The organism is Nocardia sp. NPDC051030, assembly GCF_040683015.1.
Taxonomy (GTDB): domain Bacteria; phylum Actinomycetota; class Actinomycetes; order Mycobacteriales; family Mycobacteriaceae; genus Nocardia.
The window spans coordinates 1-22,156 of sequence record NZ_JBFBCD010000019.1; the positions used below are offsets into that span (position 1 = coordinate 1).

Below are 22,156 nucleotides of genomic sequence, written 5' to 3' on the forward strand. Positions count from 1 at the left end.
CACACCCCGCTCTACCTATCTGTTATGTCGCAAAAAACAACCGGCCCGGCCGATGGTTTCCACCATCGGCCGGGCCGCTCGCACTGCGAAATCCGCAGGGTTACTTCTTCTTCTCGCGCTTCTCGCGGACGCGGACGTTCACGCGCACCGGTGAACCGTCGAAGTTGAACTCCTCACGCAGCTTTCGCTCGATGAAGCGGCGGTAGCCCGCCTCGAGGAAGCCGGTGGTGAAGAGCACGAACGTCGGCGGACGGGTGGCCGCCTGGGTGGCGAACAGGACGCGGGGCAGGCGACCGCCGCGCATCGGCGGCGGGGTGGCCGCCACGATCTCCTTGAGCCAGTTGTTGAGTCGGCCCGTGGAGATGCGCTTGTCCCAGGACTCCAGCGCGGTTTCCATGGCGGGAACCATCTTCTGGACGGCGCGGCCGGTGTGCGCGGAGATGTTCACCCGCATGGCCCAGCGAACCTGCACCATTTCCCGGTCGATTTCGCGTTCCAGCTGCTCGCGCCGGTCCTCGTCGACCAGATCCCACTTGTTGTAGGCGATCACGAGGGCACGGCCGGTCTCGCCGACCATGCTGATGACGCGCAGATCCTGCTCGGTCACCGGCTGCGAGGCGTCGATGAGCACGACCGCCACCTCGGCGGCCTCGATGGCCGAATGCGTGCGCAGTGAGGCGTAGTACTCGGTGCCGCTGGCATTGCCGACCTTACGGCGCAGACCGGCGGTATCGACGAAACGCCAAGGCTTGCCGCCCAATTCGACCAGCGAGTCGACCGGGTCGACGGTGGTGCCCGCCACATTGTGCACGACCGAGCGTTCCACGCCGGTGAGCTTGTTCATCAGGCTGGACTTGCCGACATTCGGCTTACCGACCAGCGCCACACGACGCGGACCGCCACCGACGGGACCGTCCATGCGCGGGGTTTCGGGCAGCACCGCGAGAATCTGGTCCAGCAGATCGCCGGTGCCACGGCCGTGCGCGGCCGAAACCATGTACGGCTCACCGAGACCCAGCGACCACAGCGCCGCGGCCTCGGACTCCAAGCGTTGATCGTCGACCTTATTGGCGACCAGGATGACCGGAGTCTTGGAGCGCCGCAGTACCTTTGCGACGGCCTCATCGGGCGAGGTGGCGCCCGTGGTGGCATCCACCACGACGACGATCGCGTCCGCGGTCTGCATGGCGACCTCGGCCTGGCGGGCCACCGACTGCTGCAGTCCCTTGGCGTCCGGTTCCCAGCCGCCGGTGTCCTGCACCAGGAACTTGCGGCCGTTCCAGTTCGCCTCGTACGAGATGCGGTCCCGGGTCACGCCCGGAATATCCTCGACCACCGCTTCGCGGCGGCCCAGAATGCGGTTCACCAGAGTCGATTTGCCGACATTCGGGCGGCCAACGACCGCCAAGGTCGGCATGGGTACATGCTCGGCGTCCTGCTCGCCCTCGAATTCGGCGAGATCCCAATCGGTTTCGTCCGACCAGATGCCGTCGCCGGCGAAGGTGTCCTGCGTCACTGCGAGCCTCCTGCCGAAATCTGCTGCCGCACCACGCGGTACAGCTCGTCGATGACCTCGTCCTTGTTCAATTCGCTGGTGTCCACCAGGATCGCGTCTTCGGCGGGACGCAATGGGGACACCTTGCGGGTGGAGTCGAGGTTGTCGCGGCGCTGCACATCGGCCAGCACCGCCTCGAAATCGTCGCCGCGGCCTTCGGCAATGTTCTGCGCATTGCGGCGCGCGGCCCGCGCCTCGGCGGACGCGGTCAGATAGATCTTCACATCGGCATTCACCAGCACGGTGGTGCCGATATCGCGGCCCTCCACCACGATTCGCCCCTGTGCGGCGGCAATATCGCGCTGCAGGGCGACGAGCTGCTCACGCACCTCGGGCACGGCCGACACCGCGGACACGGCCTTGGTCACCGCATTGCCGCGGATCTCCGAGGACACGTCCTCACCGTCGAGCAGGATGACCTCGCGGATCGGGTCGGTGCCGATGGTCAGCGGCAATTCCTTGACCGCCACCGCGATCGCGGCGGCATCATCCAGGTCGACGTCGCTGCGCAGCACGCGCAGGGTCGCGACCCGGTACATGGCACCGGTATCGAGGTAGCTGGCCTCCAGACGGGTCGCGAGCATGCGCGACACGCTCGACTTGCCGGTGCCGGACGGGCCGTCCATGGCGACCACCAGCGGCGTCATACCCGTCAGCGCGCCGGTCGTGTCGATCAGACTTCCCACACCATTCACAACGACACCGCCTCGTAGAGCTTCCCGATTTCGTCCCGGCCCAGCACCCGCAGCGTGCCCGGGCGCTGATCACCCAGGGCGATCGGACCCACGTGCGTGCGCACCAGGGCGTTCACGGGGTGACCGACCTCGGCCAGAATGCGGCGCACGATGTGCTTGCGACCCTCATGCAGGATCACCTTCACCAGCGACTTGCCCTGGCCGACCTCGAGCACCTGGAACTTGTCCACCTTGGCGGGGCCGTCATCCAGCTCGACGCCTTCTTTCAAGCGCTTGCCGACGTCGCGGTTATTGACCTCGCCATTGACGGTGGCCAGGTAGGTCTTGGACACCTCGAAGGACGGGTGCATCAGGCGGTGTGCCAGATCGCCGTCATTGGTGAGCAGCAGCAGGCCCTCGGTGTCGGCGTCCAGACGGCCGACGTGGAACAGGCGCTGTCCGGCCGCGACCCGCTCGGCGACAATATCGCCGACACACGGGCGGCCCATCTCGTCGGACATGGTCGACTGCCAGCCCTTGGGCTTGTTCAGCGCGAGATACACCTGCTCGTCGCGCACCACGACACGCACACCGTCGACACGAACGATCGCGGTCTCCGGATCGATGCGCAGGCCCTGCTCTTTCACGACCTTGCCGTCGACCTCGACGCGGCCCGCATCGATCATGTCCTCGGCGACGCGGCGCGAGGCCACACCCGCCTTGGCCAGGACCTTCTGCAAACGCTCGCCCTCGCCCCAAGCCATCTTCTTAGGGCCGGTCTGCGACTCGACATCGACGTGCTGATGACGAGCGGGTTTGGCATTGCTGATCAGCACGGGACCGGTGACCTTCTTCTCCGGCTTCGGCTTCTTGCGGCTCGGCGCGGTCGTCGGTGTCAACGGACGACCACCGCCGATCCGGCCCCGGCTCGCATTGCGATCCTGGCCGAAACCGCCACGGTCCGAACCGAACCCGGTCGGCTTGCCGCCACGGGCATCGCCGCCACGCGGGGCACCCTGACCGCCGCGGGCAGGAGCGCCACCGCGCGAATCCGAACTACGCGAATCCGAGCCCCAGGGGCGATCGCCACGGGACTGGCCCCCACGCGAGTCATACGAGGACGAACCGCCACGGGACTGGCCGCCACGCGAGTCGTACGAGGACGAACCGCCACGGGGGGCACCGCCACGCGAGGACTCGCCGTAAGACGACCCGCCACGGGACTGACCGCCGCGCGGGGAATCACCGTACGAACCACCACGGGAGCCGCCGTAAGACGAACTACCACGCGGAGAATCGCCGTACGACGAACCGCCGCGACTCTGGCCGCCACGCGGGGAATCGCCATAGCCGCCACGGCTCGAACCGCCGCGCGGGGAATCACCGTACGAACCACCACGAGACTGACCGCCGCGCGAGGAATCACCGTAGGACGAACCACCACGGGAGCCGCCGTCACGCGAGGAATCGCCGTAACCGCCGCGGCTCGAGCCACCACGCGGGGAGTCACCATAGGACGAGCCACCGCGCGAGGAGCCGCCGTAAGACGAACCGCCGCGAGAGGAATCGCCGTAGCCGGACGAACCGCCACGGCCCTGACTGTCGCGCGATCCGCCGCGCGGGGCGGCACCGCGGGTGCCGCCGGATGCGGAGCCGCCACGGGCCCCGCCATAAGAAGATCCGCCACTTCGCGTGCCCTCGGACCTGTCGGTCCGGCCGCGTGCGGATCGAGAACCACCCTGTGGGGGTTCACTTCCACGTTTACTACGGTCCGGTGTGCCATCTCGGCGAGCGGGAGTATTCACGTTGTCCATTCATTCTTCGGTGCCGAGGTCGATATCCGCCACGGCGGGCTTTTTGAGCCGGGTGTACCGGGGATCGGTATCCAAGCTCTCGTTTATCTCGTCGATCAGGTCGACGCCCGGGAGCAGGGGCGCCAACGGCGGCAAATCCGCCAGGGACGCGAGTCCGATCCGTTCCAGGAACAGCTCGGTGGTGAGGTACTGAGTGCCGTTGGTCTCCGGGTCCGTTCCGGCCTCCGCGATCAGCCCCCGCGCGAGCAGGGTCCGGATCACGCCATCAATGTTCACACCGCGCACCGCACTCACTCGTGCCCGGGTAACCGGTTGACGATAGGCGATCACTGCCAGTGTTTCCAAAGCGGCGCGAGTCAACTTCGAACGTGCGCCGTCCAACAGCATACGTTCCACATAGGGCGCGAACTCCGTCCGCGTGTAATAACGCCACCCATCGCCCACAAATCTGAGATCCATGCCACTGCGCCGCACGGTCAACTCCGCCGACATCTCCCGCAGCGCCGTCTCGACCCGCATGGGATGCACCCCACCCAGCGCCGAAGCCAGCAGGTCAACAGGCGCAGGCGCATCCACAACCAGCAACATCGCCTCCAGCGCAGACCGAAACTCCTCCTCACTGAGTTCCTCGTCACGATCCAGCTCGTCATCGCCAAGATCGCCCGATTCGGCGTCCGATTCCTGCTCGACATCCGATTCAGCCGCAGCATCGGGCTCAGGCGCAGCGGCAGATCCCAGCGCAGCAGCGAACTCTTGCGCAGCGGATTCCCGCGCGGCAGTGGATTCCTGCGCAGCAGCGGACACCTGCACAGCTGCAGACTCCCGCACGGCACCGGATTCCCGCGCGGCGTCGGGCTCCTGCGCAGCGGCTGATTCAGGCACGGCGCCGGACTGTTGCGCGGCGGTGGATTCCCGCGCGGCGTCGGGCTCTTGCGCAGCGGCGGATTCCTGCGCAGCGGCGGAACCTTGCGCAGTGTTGGAACCTTGCGCGGCGGCGGGCGCAGCCTGCCCCGGCTCGGTCGCCGACTCCGACATGGCGTTCCGGAGGTCGCGGACGGCCTGTAGGGCGCTACCGGGACCGGGCTCGGCGGGACTCGGGTCCGGCGTGGTGTCGGCGGAGTCCTGAGCGTCGTCGTTCAAGTCCTGCACTGCCTCGGTCATCCGTAGTCTTCCTCGATCGTGACGGGTTCGGCCGGTCGGTCGTGCTCCTCGCCGATCCAGCTGATCGAGAGGGGGCCCAGCGGGTCGGGTTGATCGAATTCGATCGTCTTGCCCCGGTACAGCTCCAGCAACGCCAGGAAGCGGGCGACGATCTGGATCGGCGCCGCACAGTCGACGCAGACTTCGTGGAACGTCGTCCAGCCGCCGGCGCCGCGACTCTTCAGCATTTCCAGCACGAGCGCGGCCTGTTCGGCGATCGAAATGGTGTGGGCGTGAATGTGATCCAAGCCCACCTTCGGCACCGGACGCGGCGTGAACGCCGCCGCGGCCACCTGCGCGAACCCGGCGGCGTCAACTCCCAGCGTAACGTCCGGCAACAGCTCCAGGTAGCGCTCCTCGAGCGAGACCGCGCGCGGGTAGCGCTGCAGGGCCGCCGCTTCGAGTTCACTGAGAAGTTCGGCCACCTGCTTGAAGGCGCGGTACTGCAACAGTCGCGCGAACAGCAGGTCGCGGGCCTCCAGGAGTTCCAGATCTTCCTCGTCGGAGACCTCGCCCGACGGCAGCAGCCGCGCCGCCTTGAGATCCAGCAAAGTCGCGGCAATGACCAGGAATTCGGTGGTCTGGTCGAGGATCTTGTCCGCCCGCAGCCCCTGCTCCCCGGACAGACTGGCCGTCAAAGCCTTGGTGTAGGAGATGAACTCATCCGTCACCCGGTGCAAGGCGACCTCGGTGACATCCAGCCGCCGCGAGCTGATCAGTTGCAACAACAGGTCGAACGGACCCTCGAAGTTGCTCAGCCGCAAATGGAACTTGCCGTCTTTGTCCGAATTGCCCGGTGCAGCGGGACCATCCGTGGTTGCCGTGCTCGCATCCGCAACCACGGCATCCGCGTCCGCAGTCGCGGCATCCGGCGACTCCGCGATCATGTCCGCGACCACAGAGTCCGACATCTCCCCTGCCACGCCGGAATTGTCCGGGATCGCCACAATGTCCGAGACGATGCCGCTTGAATCAGCGGCATCGTCTCGGACTTCGTCGTGCCCGGCGGACATGCCGGTATCCACGTCCGGCGGGTCATGCTCGGACGCGGTTCCGAAAGAATCGCTCAACGGCCCGACCGGTGGATGACTTCCCGCGCCATGGCCCGATACGCTTCCGCGCCACCGGATTTCGGGGCCCAAGTCGTGATCGGCTCCCCCGCGACGCTGGCGTCGGGGAAGCGGACGGTACGCGAGATCACCGTGTCGTAGACCAGGTCACCGAACACCTCGACCACGCGCGTCATGACCTGGCGCGAATGCAGCAGACGGGCATCGAACATGGTGACAACGATGCCGTACAGGGTCAGCGCCGGATTCAACCGGTCCCGCACCTTCTCCACGGTGTCGTTCAGCAACGCCAGTCCACGCAGCGAAAAGTATTCGCACTCCATCGGAATGATGACGCCATCCGCGCAGGCCAGAGCATTCACCGTGAGCAGACCCAGCGACGGCTGGCAGTCGATCAGGATGTAGTCGTAGCGGCTGCGCAGCGGCGCGAGGGCCCGGCCCAGCGTGTGCTCGCGGCCGACCTCGTTGACCAGCTGAATCTCCGCCGCCGACAGATCGATATTGCTGGGCAGCAGATCCATGCCGTCGACCTTGGTGCTCATCAGCACCGAGTCCACGCTGACCTTGCCCGGCCCGACCAGCAGGTTGTGCACGGTGTTGTCCAGATCGTGGTGCGCCACGCCGAGCCCGGCGGACAGCGCGCCCTGAGGATCCAGATCCACCAGCAGCACCCGCCGCCCGCATTCGGCCAGCGCCGCACCGAGATTGATGGTGGAGGTGGTTTTGCCGACGCCGCCCTTCTGATTGCACATGGCGACGATCAGCGCGTCACCGGTGTGATCGGCCTCCCGCGGCTCCGGAATTTCTCGCAACGGGCGTCCCGTCGGACCGACTTCCGCGCTGTTGGCCACATCGGCGGCCTCCCACAGGGTTTGCGCGGCGGTTTCGATCCGCTGGCCCGCACCACCGGCTTTCGTCACGTCCGCTGCTCCTTCGACGTTCCTGCCCTTGCCCCGTCTCCCCAGCTGGTGTGCCGGAGGACGGCGCGCCCGGCCGCGTGTGCGGACCGGTCACTATCAGACGCTACCGTCTGTTCGCGCCAACCCCACGTTCGGACACGCACTGTAAACCTGCACTTCAGACCTGTTAGCGGGCACGCGGATGCGCGGTTGCCCACACCTCGTGGAGCGTCCCGACGGTCACCAGAGTGTAGATCTGGGTTGTCGTCACCGAGGCATGACCGAGTAACTCCTGCACCACACGCACATCCGCGCCACCGTCCAGCAGATGCGTGGCGAACGAATGACGCAGGGTATGGGGCGAAACCTGGGCGGCGATCCCGGCCCGTTCAGCAGCGGATTGCAAGACCTGCCAAGCGGTCTGGCGAGACAACCGCCCGCCCCGATGATTCAGAAACAAGGCACTGTTCCCCCTGCCGTGCAACGAGAGCGCCGGACGCCCGCGCACCAGGTAGGCATCCAGCGCGGCGAGCGCAGGCCGCCCGATCGGCACCATCCGCTGCTTACCACCCTTACCGTGCAACACCACAGCCCGCTCGGTCGCATCGATGTCATCCACATCCAACCCGACCAGTTCCGAAATCCGAGCCCCAGTGGAATACAACAACTCCAACAACGCCCGATCCCGCAACCCCCGCGGCCCATCAGCAATATCCCCGCCCGCCGCATCCAACAGCCGCGAAACCTGGTCGTACGGCAAAGCTTTCGGCAACCTCCGCGCCGGAGTAGGCGGCTTCACCGGATGCGCCACATCCGCCTCCGTAATCCCCTCCGCCGCAGCGAACTTGTGCAGCCCACGCACGGCCACCAACGCCCGCGCCGCCGAACTAGCCGCCAGCGCGGGATGATCCGCGTCACCGGCACGTAGGGAGACCATGAAATCCCCGATATCCGTCTCCGCCACCCGCGCCAGGGTTTCGACCCCACGCACGTCCAGAAAGTCCTGATACCGCTTGAGATCACGGCGATACGCACTGAGCGTATTGCGCGCGGCACCGCGCTCGACCGTCATGTGGTCGAGATAGGCGTCGATCTGCCGCGTCAGCACGCGACACATCATGGCAGGAGGCACCGACGAACTCTCGCATCGAACACGCAAACGAGACCGCTTGGTACTGAACAGATACACGGGCGAAGAGATCAAGAGACAAACGACAAAGATGCCTGGACAAGAAGGGACAAGACCTGGGACGGCTCGCTTCGCTTCGCTTGAAGATCAACATGTAATGGCTGAGGGGTTTTGCGGCGTGTCGCCTCAGCCATTACATGTTGATCTTGGGCTGGATGTCCTGGACGCCCTGACGCGTGTGGGATCGGCGAGTGTTCACTGGTGCAGGCGACACGCCGGGGTGGGCCTGCACCAGTGAACAATTGATGCTGGGGCTACTGGGTCCCGGTTGCCTTGCGGTTCAGGAAGGCGGTGGGCATGCCGGGCCAGGGGGCATCCGCGGGGCGGAGCTCAACATTGTTGGCTCGGGCGGTCATCAAGGCCAGGACGCCAGCTACTGCGGTGGCGTTGGTGATTTCGCCGGAGAGGGCTGCTTGGACGGCTTCGGATACCGGGAGTCGGAGGACTTGGAGGTCGGCCTCTTCCAGTTCCGGTTCGGGCTGGTCGGTTTCGTAGAGGCCGGAGGCCAGGTAGACGCGGAGGGCCTCATCGGTGAAGCCGGGTGAGAGGGCTACGTCGACCAGGACCGACCAATCCCGTGCGGCCAGGCCGGTTTCCTCGGCCAGTTCGCGTTTCGCCGCGGCGAGGGGGTCCTCGCCGGGCTCGTCGAGCAGTCCGGCGGGCAGCTCCAGCAGTCGCCGCCCGATCGGATGGCGGTACTGGTTGATCAGCACCAGGTTGTCGTCCTCGTCCACCGCGGCGACCGCGACGGCGGCGTGGTGTTCGATCACCTCGCGTTCGGCGGTCCGCCCACCGGGCATGACCACCTGATCCAGCCGCAACGCCAGGATCGCGCCCGAGTAGACGGTGCGGCTGGACAGGGTGTCGAACTCGTGCGTGCCGGGCGCCGAATCATCGGCTGCCCGGCCGCTCTCGGAGGAAGTCATTAAGAGACTTTCTCACCTTCGGAGGCCGGAGCCTCGTTCGGGATCTCGACCGGAAGCCGTTCGGCGGCCTTGTATTTCAGCGAGGCCGAAATCAGGGCGGCGAACAGCGGGTGCGGACGGGTCGGACGGGACTTGAGCTCCGGATGCGCCTGCGTGGCCACGAAGAACGGATGCTTGTCCTGCGGTAGCTCGACGAACTCGACCAGGTGGCCGTCCGGGGAGGTGCCGCTGAACTTCAGGCCGCTCTTGGCGATCTTGTCGCGGTAGGCGTTATTGACCTCGAAGCGATGCCGGTGCCGCTCGGACACCTCGGTCGCACCGTACGCGGCCGCCACCACCGAATCCTTCGCCAGCACAGCCGGATACGCGCCCAGGCGCATGGTGCCGCCCAGATCCGCCTCACCGGCGACGGCCTGCTCCTGATCGGCCATGGTGGAGATGACCGGGTACTTGGTGTCCGGCTCGAACTCGGCCGAGTTGGCATCGGTCAGCCCGACCGTGCGCGCCGCCTCGATGACCACACACTGCAAGCCCAGGCACAGACCCAGCAGCGGAATGCCATGCGTGCGGGCGTAGCGGATCGCGCCCACCTTGCCCTCGATGCCGCGAATACCGAAGCCACCCGGGATGAGCACGCCATCCACATCGGCCAGGTGCTGGCGAGCACCGGCCTCGGTCTCGCACTCGTCGGACTGCACCCAGCGGATGTTCACCTTGGCCCGCGAGGCGAAACCGCCCGCGCGCAGCGCCTCGGTGACCGACAGGTAGGCGTCCGGCAGGTCGACGTACTTGCCGACCAGCGCGACGGTGACGTGCTCGCGCGGGTTGTGCACCCGATCCAGCAGATCGCCCCAGACGGTCCAGTCCACATCGCGGAACGGCAGACCCAGGCGGCGCACCACGTACGCGTCCAGGCCCTCGCGGTGCAGCACCTTCGGAATGTCGTAGATCGACGGCGCGTCCGGCGTGGAGATGCAGGCGTCCACATCCACGTCGCACATGAGCGCGATCTTGTTCTTGAGCGGCTGCGGCACATCCCGGTCGCAACGCAGGATCAGCGCATCGGGCTGGATACCGATATTGCGCAGCGCCGCCACCGAGTGCTGAGTCGGCTTCGTCTTGAGCTCGCCCGAGGGGCCCAGGTAGGGCACCAGCGACACGTGCAGGAAGAAGCAGTTGTCGCGACCCACATCGTGGCGAATCTGCCGTGCCGCCTCCAGGAACGGCTGCGACTCGATATCGCCGACGGTGCCGCCGATCTCGGTGATGACCACATCCGGGATCTGACCGTGCAGATCCGGGGCCGCCATGGCCGTGATCCGGCTCTTGATCGCATCGGTGATGTGCGGGATGACCTGCACGGTGTCACCGAGGTACTCGCCGCGGCGCTCCTTGGCGATCACCGACGAATAGATCTGACCTGTAGTGACATTGGCATCCTGCGACAGGTCGCGGTCGAGGAAGCGTTCGTAGTGACCGACATCGAGGTCCGTCTCCGCGCCGTCCTCGGTCACGAAAACCTCTCCATGCTGGAAAGGATTCATGGTGCCGGGATCGACGTTCAGATACGGATCCAGCTTCTGCATAGTGACGCGCAAACCGCGCGAAGTAAGCAACTGCCCGAGGCTCGAAGCCGTCAGACCCTTACCGAGTGAAGAGGCGACACCACCGCTGACGAATATGTGCTTCGTGGCCGCGCGCGCCGGAATCCGTGAATTACCCACGGGACTTCACGGTAACACGTCAACGTGAAGTCGATCGACTGCCGCGCAGATCCGTCGCGGCGGATTGCCTCGCTGTTGCGGGTGGACGGCGGCGCTGCCGGGGACATACCGCCTGCTGATGCCCGGATACGGCCCGGAACGGTCAGCGCGGCATGGCCGCGACTGTGAGTGAGGTCGCCTTCGCGCCCGTGCCGTATCGGCCGGTACCACCGCTCAACTGCTCGGTGAGGCCGAGCACGGTGGTGATGCGGCCGATCTCGTGGTCCACATTGTCGACGGTGGTGACCGTGGCGAGGGTGGCCTCCGAACGCGTCACCGCGATCGGGCCCGGCCCCTCCGCGGCCCCGTAGCGACCCGCCAGCACCACACCCGCGCCGTGCGAGCGCAGCCCACCGGCGAATCGGGCGATGATGGTGCCGCGATTGTTCTGGTCGGCGCGAGCGCCGTCTCCGGTGACGACCACGGCCAGTTGCGCGGGCTGCGCGTCGGCGAAGGTGACGAAGCCGCCACCACGCAGTGTCTCCAGGGCCAGGCTGCGTTCCTGCTGAGTGCCGCGCACGTTTCCGTTCGCCGGATCGGTGAGCAGCACCTGGCCTAGCAAGTCACCGGCCAGGCTGCCCTGGTCGACCGCATCGATCTTCAGCTGTGCGCCCGCGGGGACGATGTTCATGAGCGCGGTGCGCAGGCGGTCGCCCTCGGAGGAATCGGTGAAGGCCCCGGTGAGGTCGACCCGCCCGGTGACATTCGCCCCGGCGGTGGTGAGCGCGGCCTTGACCGCATCCACATCGGCGCTGTCGGCATCCGGCGTGGTGAACACCAGGACACTGCGATTGGCCAGAGCGCCCGCGAGCAGCTTGCCCGCCGCGCCCGCCAGGAAGGAGTCGGACGCCTTCACCTGTTCGTTCAGGTGATCGTTCGCGGCCCGCAGATCATCGATCTGCTGCCGGTCCCCCGTGCCGGGAAACAACCCGTCGCCATGGGTGCGGGTGCCCAGCACCACGCCGACCGCCAGGGCCAGGAAGACCGCGGCGATCGAAATGGCGTGGTGGCGAAACGAAATCATGGGTCCCCTACCTCAAGTGGTCGTATTGCCGGTGCGCCCATAGGTAGAACCGGTCCCAAGCGTGCGTGGCCCAAGTGGTCAGCTCGTCGCCCATGTGCGTGGCCAGCACCGCGACGATCAACGCCACCAGCGCGGCCAGCACGACCAACGCCACGGCCCAGCCGGAGCCCCGGTGACGGTACAGCGCCGCAACGGCTTTCGCATCCATGAGCTTGGTGCCCATTTTCAGGCGAGTCAGGAAGGTTGCCGGGTTCGAATCACGGCGGCCACGGTCGAAGAAATCGTCGAGCGAGGCGGCCGCGCCGACGGTCACGATCAGTGCCGCGCCATGGTGATCGGCCAGCAGCAGAGCAAGGTCGGCGGGTGCACCGGAGGATGGGAAGGTGGTCGCGCCGATGCCCAGATCCTGGATGCGCTCCAAACCCTTTGCGTGCCCGTCGGTGTCGGCGGGCAGGATCACCTCCGCGCCGCATTTGAGCGTGGTGGCGGTGATCTCCTCCGGATCGCCGACGATCAGGTCGGGTCGATATCCGCTGCGGGTCAAGGTATCCGCGCCACGGCCGACACCGATCAGGATCGGCGCGTACTCCTTGATGAACGGCTTGATGCTCTTGAGGTCCTCGGCATGCTCCGGGCCGTCGGCGACCACCACGACATGCCGCTTCTTCATGTCGAGTACGACTTCCGGCACCCCGATTCCGTCTATGAGCAACGAACTTTCGGTGCGGATGAACTCGATGGTGTTGCCCGCGAAGGCTTCCAAGTGATCGGCCAGCCCATTGCGGGCCTCGATCATGCGCTCGGCGATCCCGGCCTCGGTGAGTTCGATGCCCTCGACCAGAGCTTCGGGCTCCTTCTTGGACAGCTTGTCGGCATAGACCACCCCATTGTCGACGCGCACCTTGGTGCCGTCCTTGATCTTGGTGAAGACATCCGAGCTGACCGCGTCCAGCAGCAGAATGCCATTGGCCACCAGCACTTCCGGACCCAGATTCGGGTAGCGCCCGGAGATGGACGGGGAGGCATTGACCACCACGGCGGCACCGGCCTCGACCAGGCGGTCGGCGGTGAGCCGGTCCAGGTCCATCTCGTCCAGGAACACCACGTCACCGGGTCCGACGCGTTGCAGCAGACGACGGGTATTGCGGTCGACGCGGGCCATACCGGTCAGACCAGGAAGCGTTTCGGTATTGCGCGACAGCAAGGCCAACATCTTCATAACGCTCGATGATCAACCCAAAGTCTCAACCATAGGTGGAGGCGCGCCGCTCTCTATGCCCATTCGTCACAGTGATGCCAGCCGCCAGAGCCCCGTATGTCCCATTAGAGCTATCGGGCTTGGCCCATTCGATCTATGTCCTTACTCGCCGGTAAGGCTGAGTCATTTCCACGATAAGCTCCTGCGATGGCCACCAGCACAGTCGATACCGTCATCCCCGCGCCCCGCGATGTCGTCTTCAAGCTCTTCAGCGAGCGCGACAGCCTCAATGGCAAGCTCCCCATCCAGGTTTCGCTGAAGAAGCCCGGCATCGGCAGCCCGTCCGGTATCGGCGCGCAGTACGTGCTCGGCGTGCGCGGCATCGGCGTCACCGAGGAGACCACCGAACTCGTCCCCGGTGAGCGCATGGTCTACCGCGTCATCGCCGGTGCGCCGGTCAAGCACCACACCGGCACCATCGTCTTCTCGGACGCCCCCGGCGGCACCCGCATCGTCTACACCATGGAATCCCAGCCCAGCCTCCCCGTACCCGCCAAGGTCCTGGAGATCGGCCTGCGCAGCCTGACCAACGTCCTCATCGGCGGCGTCCGCAAAGCGGTCAAGTAGCAAGACGCCCTTCAAGTCCTGACGCGAAACGGTCACCGGCGCATCCCTCGCGCACCGGTGGCCGTTTCGTGAGCTACGGCTACTTCGGCTGCACGTTCCAGTTACCCGCGCCGCCCACGCACTCGTAGTCGTTCCACTCCCCATTCTCGATGCCGCGATTACCGCGGCTGAGGCATTCACTCTCCTGCGCGAACGGCCCCAACGGTTCCTGCTCCGCGGCCTTCACAATGCCGGTGCTGCCCACCGGTGCTGCCGAAGCCCCGGCCGCGACACCGGTGACGAGCGCGCCCGCAAACAGTGCGGCGGCAGCGAGACGGCTGATACGAATCATGTTCGGCTCTTTCGGGTCGGACGTGCACTCACGAACGGGCCGCCGAATAGTCGCGTTCGGAGTCAGCTGGCTGCGCCGACCTTTTCGGCGTGGGCTGTGGTGAGGAGTTCCCAGGCGTGGGCTCGGCCGGTTTCGGTGTCGCCCATGCCCGCGAGCATGCGGGCTAGTTCGACCACGCGCTCGTCCTGGGTGAGGGAGTGGACGCCGGATTTGACGCCCTTGCCGTCATCCACCTTGTCGACCACCAGGTGGGTGTCGGCGAAGGCGGCTACCTGGGGGAGGTGGGTGACCACGATGACCTGGTGGGTGCGGGCCAGGCGGGCCAGGCGGCGGCCGATTTCGACTGCGGCGCGGCCACCTACACCGGCGTCGACCTCGTCGAAGACCATGGTGGTGCCGTGTTCGGAGCTGGCCAGGACCACCTCGAGGGCGAGCATGATGCGGGAGAGCTCACCGCCGGAGGCGCTCTTGCTCAAGGGCAGTGGCTGGGCTCCGGAGTGGGCGGCCAGGCGGAATTCGGCCTCGTCGACACCGGTGGAACCGGCGTGCAGTTCCTTGCCGTCGATCGTGAGGGGGGCCGAATCCTGTACGCCCGCAGGCATCGGCCGCACCTCGACCTCCAGGCGGGCCCGGCCCATGGCCAGACCGCCCAGTTCGGCGCTGACGGCGGAAGCCAGCTTGCCCGCGGCCTTGGTGCGGGCGGCGGTCAGCTTGCGGGCGGTTTCGCGCACCTTCACGGCGGCGGTCTCCACCTCGGCGGCGAGATTGGCCAGGGCTTCCTCGGAGACATCCAAGGAGGCCAGGCGGGTGCGCGCCTCATCCGCCCACTTGATGACGCCGTCGATATTGGGCGCGTATTTCCGTGTGAGGGTTTTCAATTCGGCCTGGCGGGTGAGCATGGTGTCCAGCGCGCCGGGGTCCGAGGGCAGGTCCGACAGGTAGGAACTGAGCTCGGTGGTCAGATCGACCACCACCGAGATGGCCTCGCCGAGGCGCGGTGCGAGTGCGGTCAGCGCCGGATCGTCCGCCGCCTCGATGCGCGCGCGAGCCGTGCCCAACATATCCAGCGCGCCGGAGCTCTCGCCGGGCGAATCATTGGGTCCGGCCAATGCGTCATGGGCAGTGGCCGCCGCTTCCCGCAGCGAGTCCAGGTCCGAGAGCCGCCGTACCTCCGCGACCAGGCGATCATCCTCGCCGGGTTCCGGTGCGATGGCATCGATTTCATGCAGGGATTGGGTCAGGTGATCGGCTTCCAGCGCCAGTTCCCGGCTGCGAGCGGTGCGCTCCAGCAGCTGGTTACGGGCATCCAGCCAGGTTTTGCGCGACTTCTGATACTTCTGCAACAGCGGTGCGACGGCATCGGAAGCGAATTGGTCCAGGGCATGCAACTGCTGGTCCGGGCGTTGCAGCCGCAGCTGGTCGTTCTGTCCGTGCACGGTCAGCAGCGGGGTCGTGAAATCCGCGAGCACGGCGGCGGGAACACTGCGCCCACCCAGGTGCGCGCGCGAACGCCCATCACTGCCGACGGTCCGGACGGCGATAATGCTGCCGTCGTCATCGCGTTCGGCCCCAGAGGATTCCAGCACCTCATCGACCTCGCCGCGCGCCCCGTCGTGCACGTCCTCGATGGTGAACCGGCCCTCGACCACGGCCCGCGACGCACCCAACCGGACGCGCCCGGCATCGGCGCGCGCTCCGCTGAGCAGGTGCAGGCTGGTGACCACCATCGTCTTGCCCGCGCCGGTCTCACCGGTCAGAACGGTCAAACCTTCATGGAATTGCGCGGTGGCGGTGGAAATTACGCCAAGCCCGTCAATCCTGATCTCTGTCAGCACTCGTGCTCTCCGTTCGGCGGTTTTCAATCTCGCCTGCACTCTGGCGCTCCGTGGCGACGCGAGCTGCTGCCTCCGCGCCCGACCGCTCGGTCGGGCGGCCTCGCCAGCCTGTCACGGGCAGTTGGAATTTGCGCACCATCCGATCGGCGAACGGCGCGGAATCGAGACGAACCCACCGCACCGGCTCGGCCCCACGGACCGCCTCCACCCGGCCGCCCCGCGGCAATGCGAGGGTGCGTCGGCCGTCGAGGAAAACTATCGCATCGTGGCCCACCGCAACGGTTTCCACCGCAATCAGCGAATCCGGGCTGGTCACCAGGGGTCGCGCAAACAGGGCGTGGGCATTGGACGGGATCACCAGCAGTGCCTCGAGTTCCGGCCACACCACCGGGCCGCCCGCCGAGAAGGCGTATGCGGTGGAACCGGTCGGAGTGGCGATCAGCACACCGTCACAGCCGAACGCGGAGACCGGCCGACCATCCACCTCCAGTATCAGTTCCAGTACGCCCATGCGGGCGGCATTCTCGATGCTGGCCTCGTTCAAGGCCCAGCCACGTTCCACCACCACATCATCCACGCGGACACTGACATCAATGGTCATGCGCTCTTCGAGCGTGTAATCGCGGTGCACCACCTGTGCGAGAGCCTCGTCCAGGTTCTCCGCCTCGGCCTCGGTGAGAAAACCGATGCGGCCCAGATTGATTCCCAGCACCGGCACCGACGCATTGCGGGCCAGTTCGGCCGCGCGCAGGAAGGTGCCGTCGCCACCGAGGGCGAGCACCATCTCGCAGCCGACGGCGGCATCGAGCGTATGCGGCATGACCCGCATGGGGTAGCCGTCCGGTTCGCCCTGATCGTCCACATCGAAACGAGTGCTGTAGGCCTCGTCCTCGAGGACCCGCAGGCCGATGCCCGCATCGTCGAAGATCTTCGCCACGCGATGCGCGGTCTCGGTGATCTCGGACCGCCCCGGATGCGCGACCAATAGAATTTCCCGGGCCGTGCTCGGCGCGTTCACTGTGGACCCTCCTGCACCGCCCGATCGATCAGCGCCGCCACCCGAGCCTCCTCATCCGCGTCGTAGACGACGGAATTCATCGAGGACACGGTACCCGCCGAGACGGTGGCGTGCTGTGTCGCGGATTGCTCCGGTGCCGTATTCGTTTGCTCTGGTTCGGAACCGTCTTCCTTACGCAACCACAGGAAGTACTCGACATTCCCGGATGGTCCCGGCAGCGGACTCGCCACCGCACCGAGGGTACGCAATCCCAGTTTCGCAGCGGCGGCGGCGACTTCGCGCACGGTTTCCGCGCGCAAGGCCGGATCCCGCACCACGCCACCGGATCCGACGCGATCCTTACCGACCTCGAACTGCGGCTTCACCATCGGCAGCAGATCCGCGCCGGGCGCAGCGCAGGTCGCCAATGCGGGCAGCACCAGGGCGAGTGAGATGAACGACAGGTCGGTCACCACCAGATCGACTGTGCCGCCAATGAGTTCGGGGGTGAGCGCGCGAACATTGGTGCGGTCGTGCACCTGTACTCGGTCATCGTTCTGCAAACGCCAGATCAGCTGGCCGTAGCCGACATCCGCGGCCACCACTTCCTTGGCTCCGCGGGAGAGCAGCACATCGGTGAAACCACCGGTGGACGCGCCCGCATCGAGGCAGCGTTTCCCTTCGACGCTCACACCCAGGGGCTCGAACGCATCCAGCGCGCCCAGCAGTTTCTTCGCACCGCGCGACGCCCACTGCACCTCGTCGGGCTCATCCCGCACCAGTAAGGGCGTGGCGGTTTCCACACCTGTCGCCGGTTTGGTGGCGACCGTTCCATTGATCAGGACGCGGCCCGCGCCGATCAGCTCGACCGCGTGTTCCCGCGACCGCGCCAACCCGCGGCGAACCAGTTCCGCGTCCACCCGCGCGCGTCTGGCCACCTCAGATCTTGTCCACCGTTGCCAAGGCGTGCACCAGAACGTCGTGCGCCTGCTCCAGAATGCGGGCGCGGCGCACGATATCCGTGCCGTCGGCAACCGAATCCCGCGCTCCCGCCGTCAATTCGGCCAGCAGCGCATCGACGTCCGCGCGCACCCGCTGCGGGTCGGCGAACTCCTGATTCGCGCCCGGTAGATGCTGCCCGGGCATGGGCACCCCGGGGCGGGGTCCCGGCGCGGGGATCTGCGGGTGCGGCGTGGGCGTACTCATCGTGGCGACAACGCTACCCGAACTCGCATTCGAACACACGTACCGTGTCGCCGTCAGAGCTGTCGGTGCGATGCGGAACAATCCCGCCCATGAACCGCAGCTTCGACGGCCTCCTGGACGAGGCCGCCACCGTCTCGTGGACGGCTGGATTTCTCCTGGCTGGACGGGCGGCAACCGAGCAGCGGCCGTCCTGGGGCCATCAGCGGCAACAGACCGAGCGGCTGGCCGTGGCCCGCGCGGCGCTCGACATCCACACCGGCGGCGGCGAGTCAGTCTCGGGCTGACGGCGGTGCGGAGAGTGCGATGGCGCGGCCCGGGTTTTCACGGAGACGGGTGGTGATCACCTCGACGATGTCGCCGTCGGCAGCCGTGATGGGAGCGGTTTCGACGATCGGGTGGTTCAGGGAATCGAGGGATTTCGCGATGTAGGTGGGGAGGTGCTGCTGGGTGCGGAGGTCGGCGAGGGTGCTCACGCCGGTGAGGACCAGGAGGGATTCGAGGCCTACGCAGTGGGCGCCGTCGATGTCGGTGTCGAGGCGGTCGCCGACCACGAGGGCGTCTCGGGTTCCGGCTCGGGTGAGGGCGTCCTCCAGGAGGGGCGCGTAGGGCTTGCCCGCGACTACTGGTTCGAGGCCGGAGGCGGTGCGGAGGGCGGCCACCATGGAACCGTTGCCGGGGGCCAGGCCGCGCTCGTTGGGGAGGGTGGCGTCGGTGTTCGCGGCCACCCAGAGTGCGCCGGAACGCAGGGCGTAGGCGGCTTCGGCCAAGTCCGGCCAGGCGGTTTCGGGGGAATGACCCTGGACGACGGCCGCGGGAGCCACGCCATTGAAGCGGCGGATCGGCTCCAGGCCAACGGCATTCACTTCGGCGGCCAGGTCATCGGTGCCGACGATGAGGACCGTCGAGCCGGGTTCCAGGCGGGCGGCGAGCAGGTGGGCGGCGGCTTGCGCGCTGGTCACCACTTCGTCTTCCGTTGCGGCGTAACCGAGTTCGTTCAAATGACCGGCCACGGCGGTGGCCGAGCGGCTGGCATTATTGGTCACGTACATCAGCCGCTGATTCGCGGATCCATCCGAAAGCGCCTCCGGCGCACCGGGAATCACCTCGTGCCCGCGAAAAAGCGTCCCATCCAAATCCAGCAGCAGTGCGCCGAAACGGTCCCGTAGCCGCATTATGCCGCCCCTTTCCAACCTCATCGGCAATGTCCGTGAATGCCGCCACCACGTGGATGGCAGTCCATCAAACCTACTTCACGGCCCTAAACGAAAAGCGCCCGGTTCCTTTCGGAACCGGGCGCTTTATCTCAAATCTGGGACCTACTTCACAGGCTGGTCGTCTTCTTCGGCGTCCTTGGCCGATTCCGCGCCCTTGGCTGATTCGGCGGCCTCGGGCAGAGCCTCATCGTTGACGTCGTCCGCATCGGCATCGACATCCGACTCTTCGTCGTCGTCCGACTCGTCATCGATCTCCGACGTCCAGTCGTCCTCGTCGACCGGTCCCTCGGACAGGTCCGAGGCGCGTTCCTCGGCGTCGGTCTCGCCTTCGGTATCGGCGGAGGCGGCGTTCATGAACCAGGTCAGCGCTTCCTCGCCGCGATCGGCGGCCAGGAGAGCTTCGGCGTAGGCGTAGAACAGACGAGCCGCGGCGGAACCCGTACGGGACGGTTCCAGCTCGGACGTCTGGAGGGTGACCACGGCCTGGTCATGCTGACCCAGATCCATGCGGGCACCGGCCACCACAATGCGGAGCTCGCTGGCCTCGTCACCGGTCAGCAGGCGTGCTTCGTCGCTGCGGCCGAGTTCGATGGCCCGCTCGGGACGGCCCAGGCCACGCTCGCAGTCGGCCATGACAGCGAGCAGACCGGCACCACCGGACATGCGGCGCGCGGTGCGGAGCTCGGACAGCGCCTCCGCCCATTCACCCGCGTGATAGGCGGCGACACCGGCGGTTTCGCGCACGACCGCAATGCGACCGGCACGCTGGCGGGCGGCCCGAGCATGCTCGAGCGCCAACTCCGGATCCTCGTCGAGCAGCTGCGCCACCATGACCAGGTGCCGGGCGACGGCCTCGGCATTGCTCTTGTCCAGGCTCAGCAGGTCGCGGCGCACCGCGGGCTCGAGATCCGAGGCCTGGATTTCGTCCGGAATGTTCGGCTCATCCGGGCGTCCCGCGCGGCGTTCGCCGCCCGCCCGCGGACCACCGGAGCGAGCGCCCTCGCCGCCGCGACGACGGTCGTCGCCACCGGAGAACGACCGCTCGGGGCGGCCCTCGGAACGATCGCGACCCGAGTTCTCCGACCGATCCCGATCGAAGCTCTTGCGGCCCGAATCATCGGAACGGTCCCGCTTGAAGCCTTCCCGGTCGCCGCCCTTGAAGCCCTCGGAACGGTCGCTCTTGAAGCCTTCGGCACGGTCGCGGTTCGGACGCTCCGAACGATCCCGATCCGGACGCTCGGCACGGTCACGATTGAAACCGCCACCGGTGTTCTCCCGGCGATCGCCACCAAAACCACTGCGGCCGAAGCTCTTACGATCATCGCGGTCGCCACGCTCGGGCCGGTCGCGACCGAAGTCGCGGCTGCCACCATCACGGCTGCCGCTGTCGCGGTTGAACCCGCCACCACGGTTGTCGTTGTCGCGGTTGAACCCGCCACGACCGCCGCTGTCGCCGCCACGGTTGAAACCACCACGGCTCTCACCACCGCGATTGTCGCCACTGCGATTGAATCCGCCACGGCTCTCACCGCCGCGATTGTCGCCACCACGACTGTCACCACCACGGTTGAACCCGCCGCGACCACTGTCACGGTTGTCCCCACCACGGTTGAAACCGCCACGGCTGTCGCCACCACGGCTGTCGCCGCCACGGTTGAATCCGCCCCGGTCGTCGCGGCCTTCGCCGGACCGGCGGAAGCCACCGCGATCGCCATCCCGGCTATCTCCACCGCGGTTGAACCCGCCACGACCGCCGCTGTCGCCGCCGCGATTGAACCCACCCCGGTTGTCACCGCCACGGCTATCACTGCCACCGCTGCCACGGTTGAATCCACCGCGACCACCGTCACGGCTCTCGCCACCACGGTTCACACCGCTGCGGCCTTCGCGGTTGTACCCACCGCGGTCACTACTGTCATTGTCGCGGCGGAAGCCACCGCCGCGGTTCTCATTATCGCGATTGAAGCCGCCACGGCCCTCGCGGTTGTATCCGCCGCGATCGCCTTCGCCGCGATTCCCGCCGTCGCGGGAAAACCCACCGCGACCTGCGTTGTCTCGATTGCCGCCCGCACGGTCGGAGCCACCGCGATCGCTGCCGCCACGGCCGGCACTGCCACCACGGTCGCTGCCACCACGACTGAATCCACCGCGGTCGGAGCCACCGTCACGGCCGCCCTCGGGGCGATCCTTGCGGAAGCCGGATCCGCCCTGGTCACGGCGTTCACCGCCGGAGTTGTCGCGCGGCGGACGGTTATTGAAGCCGCCGCTCTCGCCGGAACCGCCACTGCGGCGGAAAGGTTTACGGCCGTCGTTCTGGTCCGCCACGGTGATCCCTCTCTGTAGGTAGCCTGCCACCCGGCCGCGGCGCTGGCGCGCGTGAGGGTCGACGGGGTGATCCCGCCAACACATAGTCAATCACGAGCGCTTGTAGCGTCCACGCAGCCCTTGGGTTGCAGTAGGAAGGCCCGCGACCAATGCACTTGGTCGGAGCCGCACAACGACGAAAAGGGGACCCGGTATGGGTCCCCTTTTCGGAAAAATGTTCCGGCGGTGTCCTACTCTCCCACACCCTGTCGAGTGCAGTACCATCGGCGCAGACAGGCTTAGCTTCCGGGTTCGGAATGGGACCGGGCG

At 66.9% G+C, this 22,156-nt stretch carries 19 protein-coding genes, 1 rRNA gene and 1 pseudogene; 2 read left to right on the plus strand and 19 right to left on the minus strand.

Annotated elements, in window-relative coordinates:
• Positions 1 to 100: 100 nt before the first annotated feature.
• The 11 genes from der to steA form a co-directional block, all read right to left on the minus strand.
• Entirely contained in the window at positions 101 to 1,516 is a 1,416-nt protein-coding gene (gene der, locus AB0N05_RS38665) for a ribosome biogenesis GTPase Der (RefSeq protein ID WP_364704197.1), read from the minus strand.
• Entirely contained in the window at positions 1,513 to 2,202 is a 690-nt protein-coding gene (gene cmk, locus AB0N05_RS38670; protein ID WP_364704236.1) for a (d)CMP kinase, read from the minus strand. Before cmk ends, der begins: the two co-directional genes overlap by 4 nt.
• Before the next feature lie 44 nt (positions 2,203 to 2,246).
• A complete protein-coding gene (locus AB0N05_RS38675) occupies positions 2,247 to 3,128 on the minus strand; it encodes a pseudouridine synthase (RefSeq protein WP_364704200.1) in 882 nt (293 codons plus the stop codon).
• A 915-nt stretch (positions 3,129 to 4,043) separates the two neighbouring features.
• Positions 4,044 to 4,685 (minus strand): SMC-Scp complex subunit ScpB, encoded by a 642-nt coding sequence (locus tag AB0N05_RS38680; protein ID WP_364704239.1) that lies wholly within the window; start codon positions 4,683 to 4,685, stop codon positions 4,044 to 4,046.
• Between the two features lie 515 nt (positions 4,686 to 5,200).
• The gene (locus AB0N05_RS38685) at positions 5,201 to 6,007 is read right to left on the minus strand and encodes a segregation/condensation protein A (RefSeq protein ID WP_364704242.1); all 807 of its coding nucleotides are present in this window, start codon (positions 6,005 to 6,007) and stop codon (positions 5,201 to 5,203) included.
• Between the two features lie 302 nt (positions 6,008 to 6,309).
• Entirely contained in the window at positions 6,310 to 7,203 is an 894-nt protein-coding gene (locus AB0N05_RS38690) for a ParA family protein (RefSeq protein WP_364704244.1), read from the minus strand.
• Positions 7,204 to 7,399: 196 nt separating this feature from the next.
• The gene (xerD, locus tag AB0N05_RS38695) at positions 7,400 to 8,329 is read right to left on the minus strand and encodes a site-specific tyrosine recombinase XerD (RefSeq protein WP_364704246.1); all 930 of its coding nucleotides are present in this window, start codon (positions 8,327 to 8,329) and stop codon (positions 7,400 to 7,402) included.
• Positions 8,330 to 8,655: 326 nt separating this feature from the next.
• Positions 8,656 to 9,327: an NUDIX hydrolase gene (locus AB0N05_RS38700; RefSeq protein WP_364704203.1), complete on the minus strand. Its 672-nt coding sequence runs from the start codon at positions 9,325 to 9,327 to the stop codon at positions 8,656 to 8,658.
• A complete protein-coding gene (locus AB0N05_RS38705; RefSeq protein WP_364704206.1) occupies positions 9,327 to 11,051 on the minus strand; it encodes a CTP synthase in 1,725 nt (574 codons plus the stop codon). Before AB0N05_RS38705 ends, AB0N05_RS38700 begins: the two co-directional genes overlap by 1 nt.
• A 142-nt stretch (positions 11,052 to 11,193) precedes the next feature.
• On the minus strand, positions 11,194 to 12,114 hold the full coding sequence (locus AB0N05_RS38710) for a copper transporter (protein ID WP_364704209.1): 921 nt from the start codon (positions 12,112 to 12,114) through the stop codon (positions 11,194 to 11,196).
• Positions 12,115 to 12,121: 7 nt separating this feature from the next.
• On the minus strand, positions 12,122 to 13,333 hold the full coding sequence (gene steA / locus AB0N05_RS38715; RefSeq protein WP_364704212.1) for a putative cytokinetic ring protein SteA: 1,212 nt from the start codon (positions 13,331 to 13,333) through the stop codon (positions 12,122 to 12,124).
• A 186-nt stretch (positions 13,334 to 13,519) separates the two neighbouring features.
• On the opposite strand from steA, the gene AB0N05_RS38720 reads away from it, so the two are divergent.
• A complete protein-coding gene (locus AB0N05_RS38720; RefSeq protein WP_364704215.1) occupies positions 13,520 to 13,939 on the plus strand; it encodes an SRPBCC family protein in 420 nt (139 codons plus the stop codon).
• A gap of 79 nt (positions 13,940 to 14,018) precedes the next feature.
• Here AB0N05_RS38720 and AB0N05_RS38725 read toward each other — a convergent pair whose 3' ends face one another.
• From AB0N05_RS38725 to AB0N05_RS38745, 5 genes are all read right to left on the minus strand, one after another.
• Entirely contained in the window at positions 14,019 to 14,270 is a 252-nt protein-coding gene (locus AB0N05_RS38725) for a hypothetical protein (RefSeq protein WP_364704217.1), read from the minus strand.
• A gap of 62 nt (positions 14,271 to 14,332) precedes the next feature.
• A complete protein-coding gene (recN, locus tag AB0N05_RS38730) occupies positions 14,333 to 16,105 on the minus strand; it encodes a DNA repair protein RecN (RefSeq protein ID WP_364704219.1) in 1,773 nt (590 codons plus the stop codon).
• Positions 16,083 to 17,123, minus strand: a complete 1,041-nt coding sequence (locus tag AB0N05_RS38735; RefSeq protein WP_364704222.1) for an NAD kinase — start codon at positions 17,121 to 17,123, stop codon at positions 16,083 to 16,085. Before AB0N05_RS38735 ends, recN begins: the two co-directional genes overlap by 23 nt.
• On the minus strand, positions 17,120 to 18,040 hold the full coding sequence (locus AB0N05_RS38740) for a TlyA family RNA methyltransferase (protein WP_364704225.1): 921 nt from the start codon (positions 18,038 to 18,040) through the stop codon (positions 17,120 to 17,122). The genes AB0N05_RS38735 and AB0N05_RS38740 overlap by 4 nt, the downstream gene beginning before the upstream one ends.
• Position 18,041: 1 nt before the next feature.
• The gene (locus AB0N05_RS38745) at positions 18,042 to 18,308 is read right to left on the minus strand and encodes a hypothetical protein (protein ID WP_364704228.1); all 267 of its coding nucleotides are present in this window, start codon (positions 18,306 to 18,308) and stop codon (positions 18,042 to 18,044) included.
• Positions 18,309 to 18,397: 89 nt separating this feature from the next.
• On the opposite strand from AB0N05_RS38745, the gene AB0N05_RS38750 reads away from it, so the two are divergent.
• Positions 18,398 to 18,592 (plus strand): hypothetical protein, encoded by a 195-nt coding sequence (locus AB0N05_RS38750; RefSeq protein WP_364704231.1) that lies wholly within the window; start codon positions 18,398 to 18,400, stop codon positions 18,590 to 18,592.
• On the opposite strand, the gene AB0N05_RS38755 is transcribed toward AB0N05_RS38750, so the two are convergent.
• From AB0N05_RS38755 to rrf, 3 genes and pseudogenes are all read right to left on the minus strand, one after another.
• Positions 18,578 to 19,480, minus strand: coding sequence for an HAD-IIA family hydrolase (locus AB0N05_RS38755; protein ID WP_364704233.1), 903 nt, complete (start codon positions 19,478 to 19,480; stop codon positions 18,578 to 18,580). The two genes, AB0N05_RS38750 and AB0N05_RS38755, sit on opposite strands and share 15 nt — an antisense overlap.
• Positions 19,481 to 19,810: 330 nt before the next feature.
• Positions 19,811 to 20,536, minus strand: a pseudogene (locus AB0N05_RS38760) (hypothetical protein); the annotation flags it as partial.
• Positions 20,537 to 22,064: 1,528 nt separating this feature from the next.
• Positions 22,065 to 22,156, minus strand: a 5S ribosomal RNA gene (gene rrf, locus AB0N05_RS38765); the annotation flags it as partial.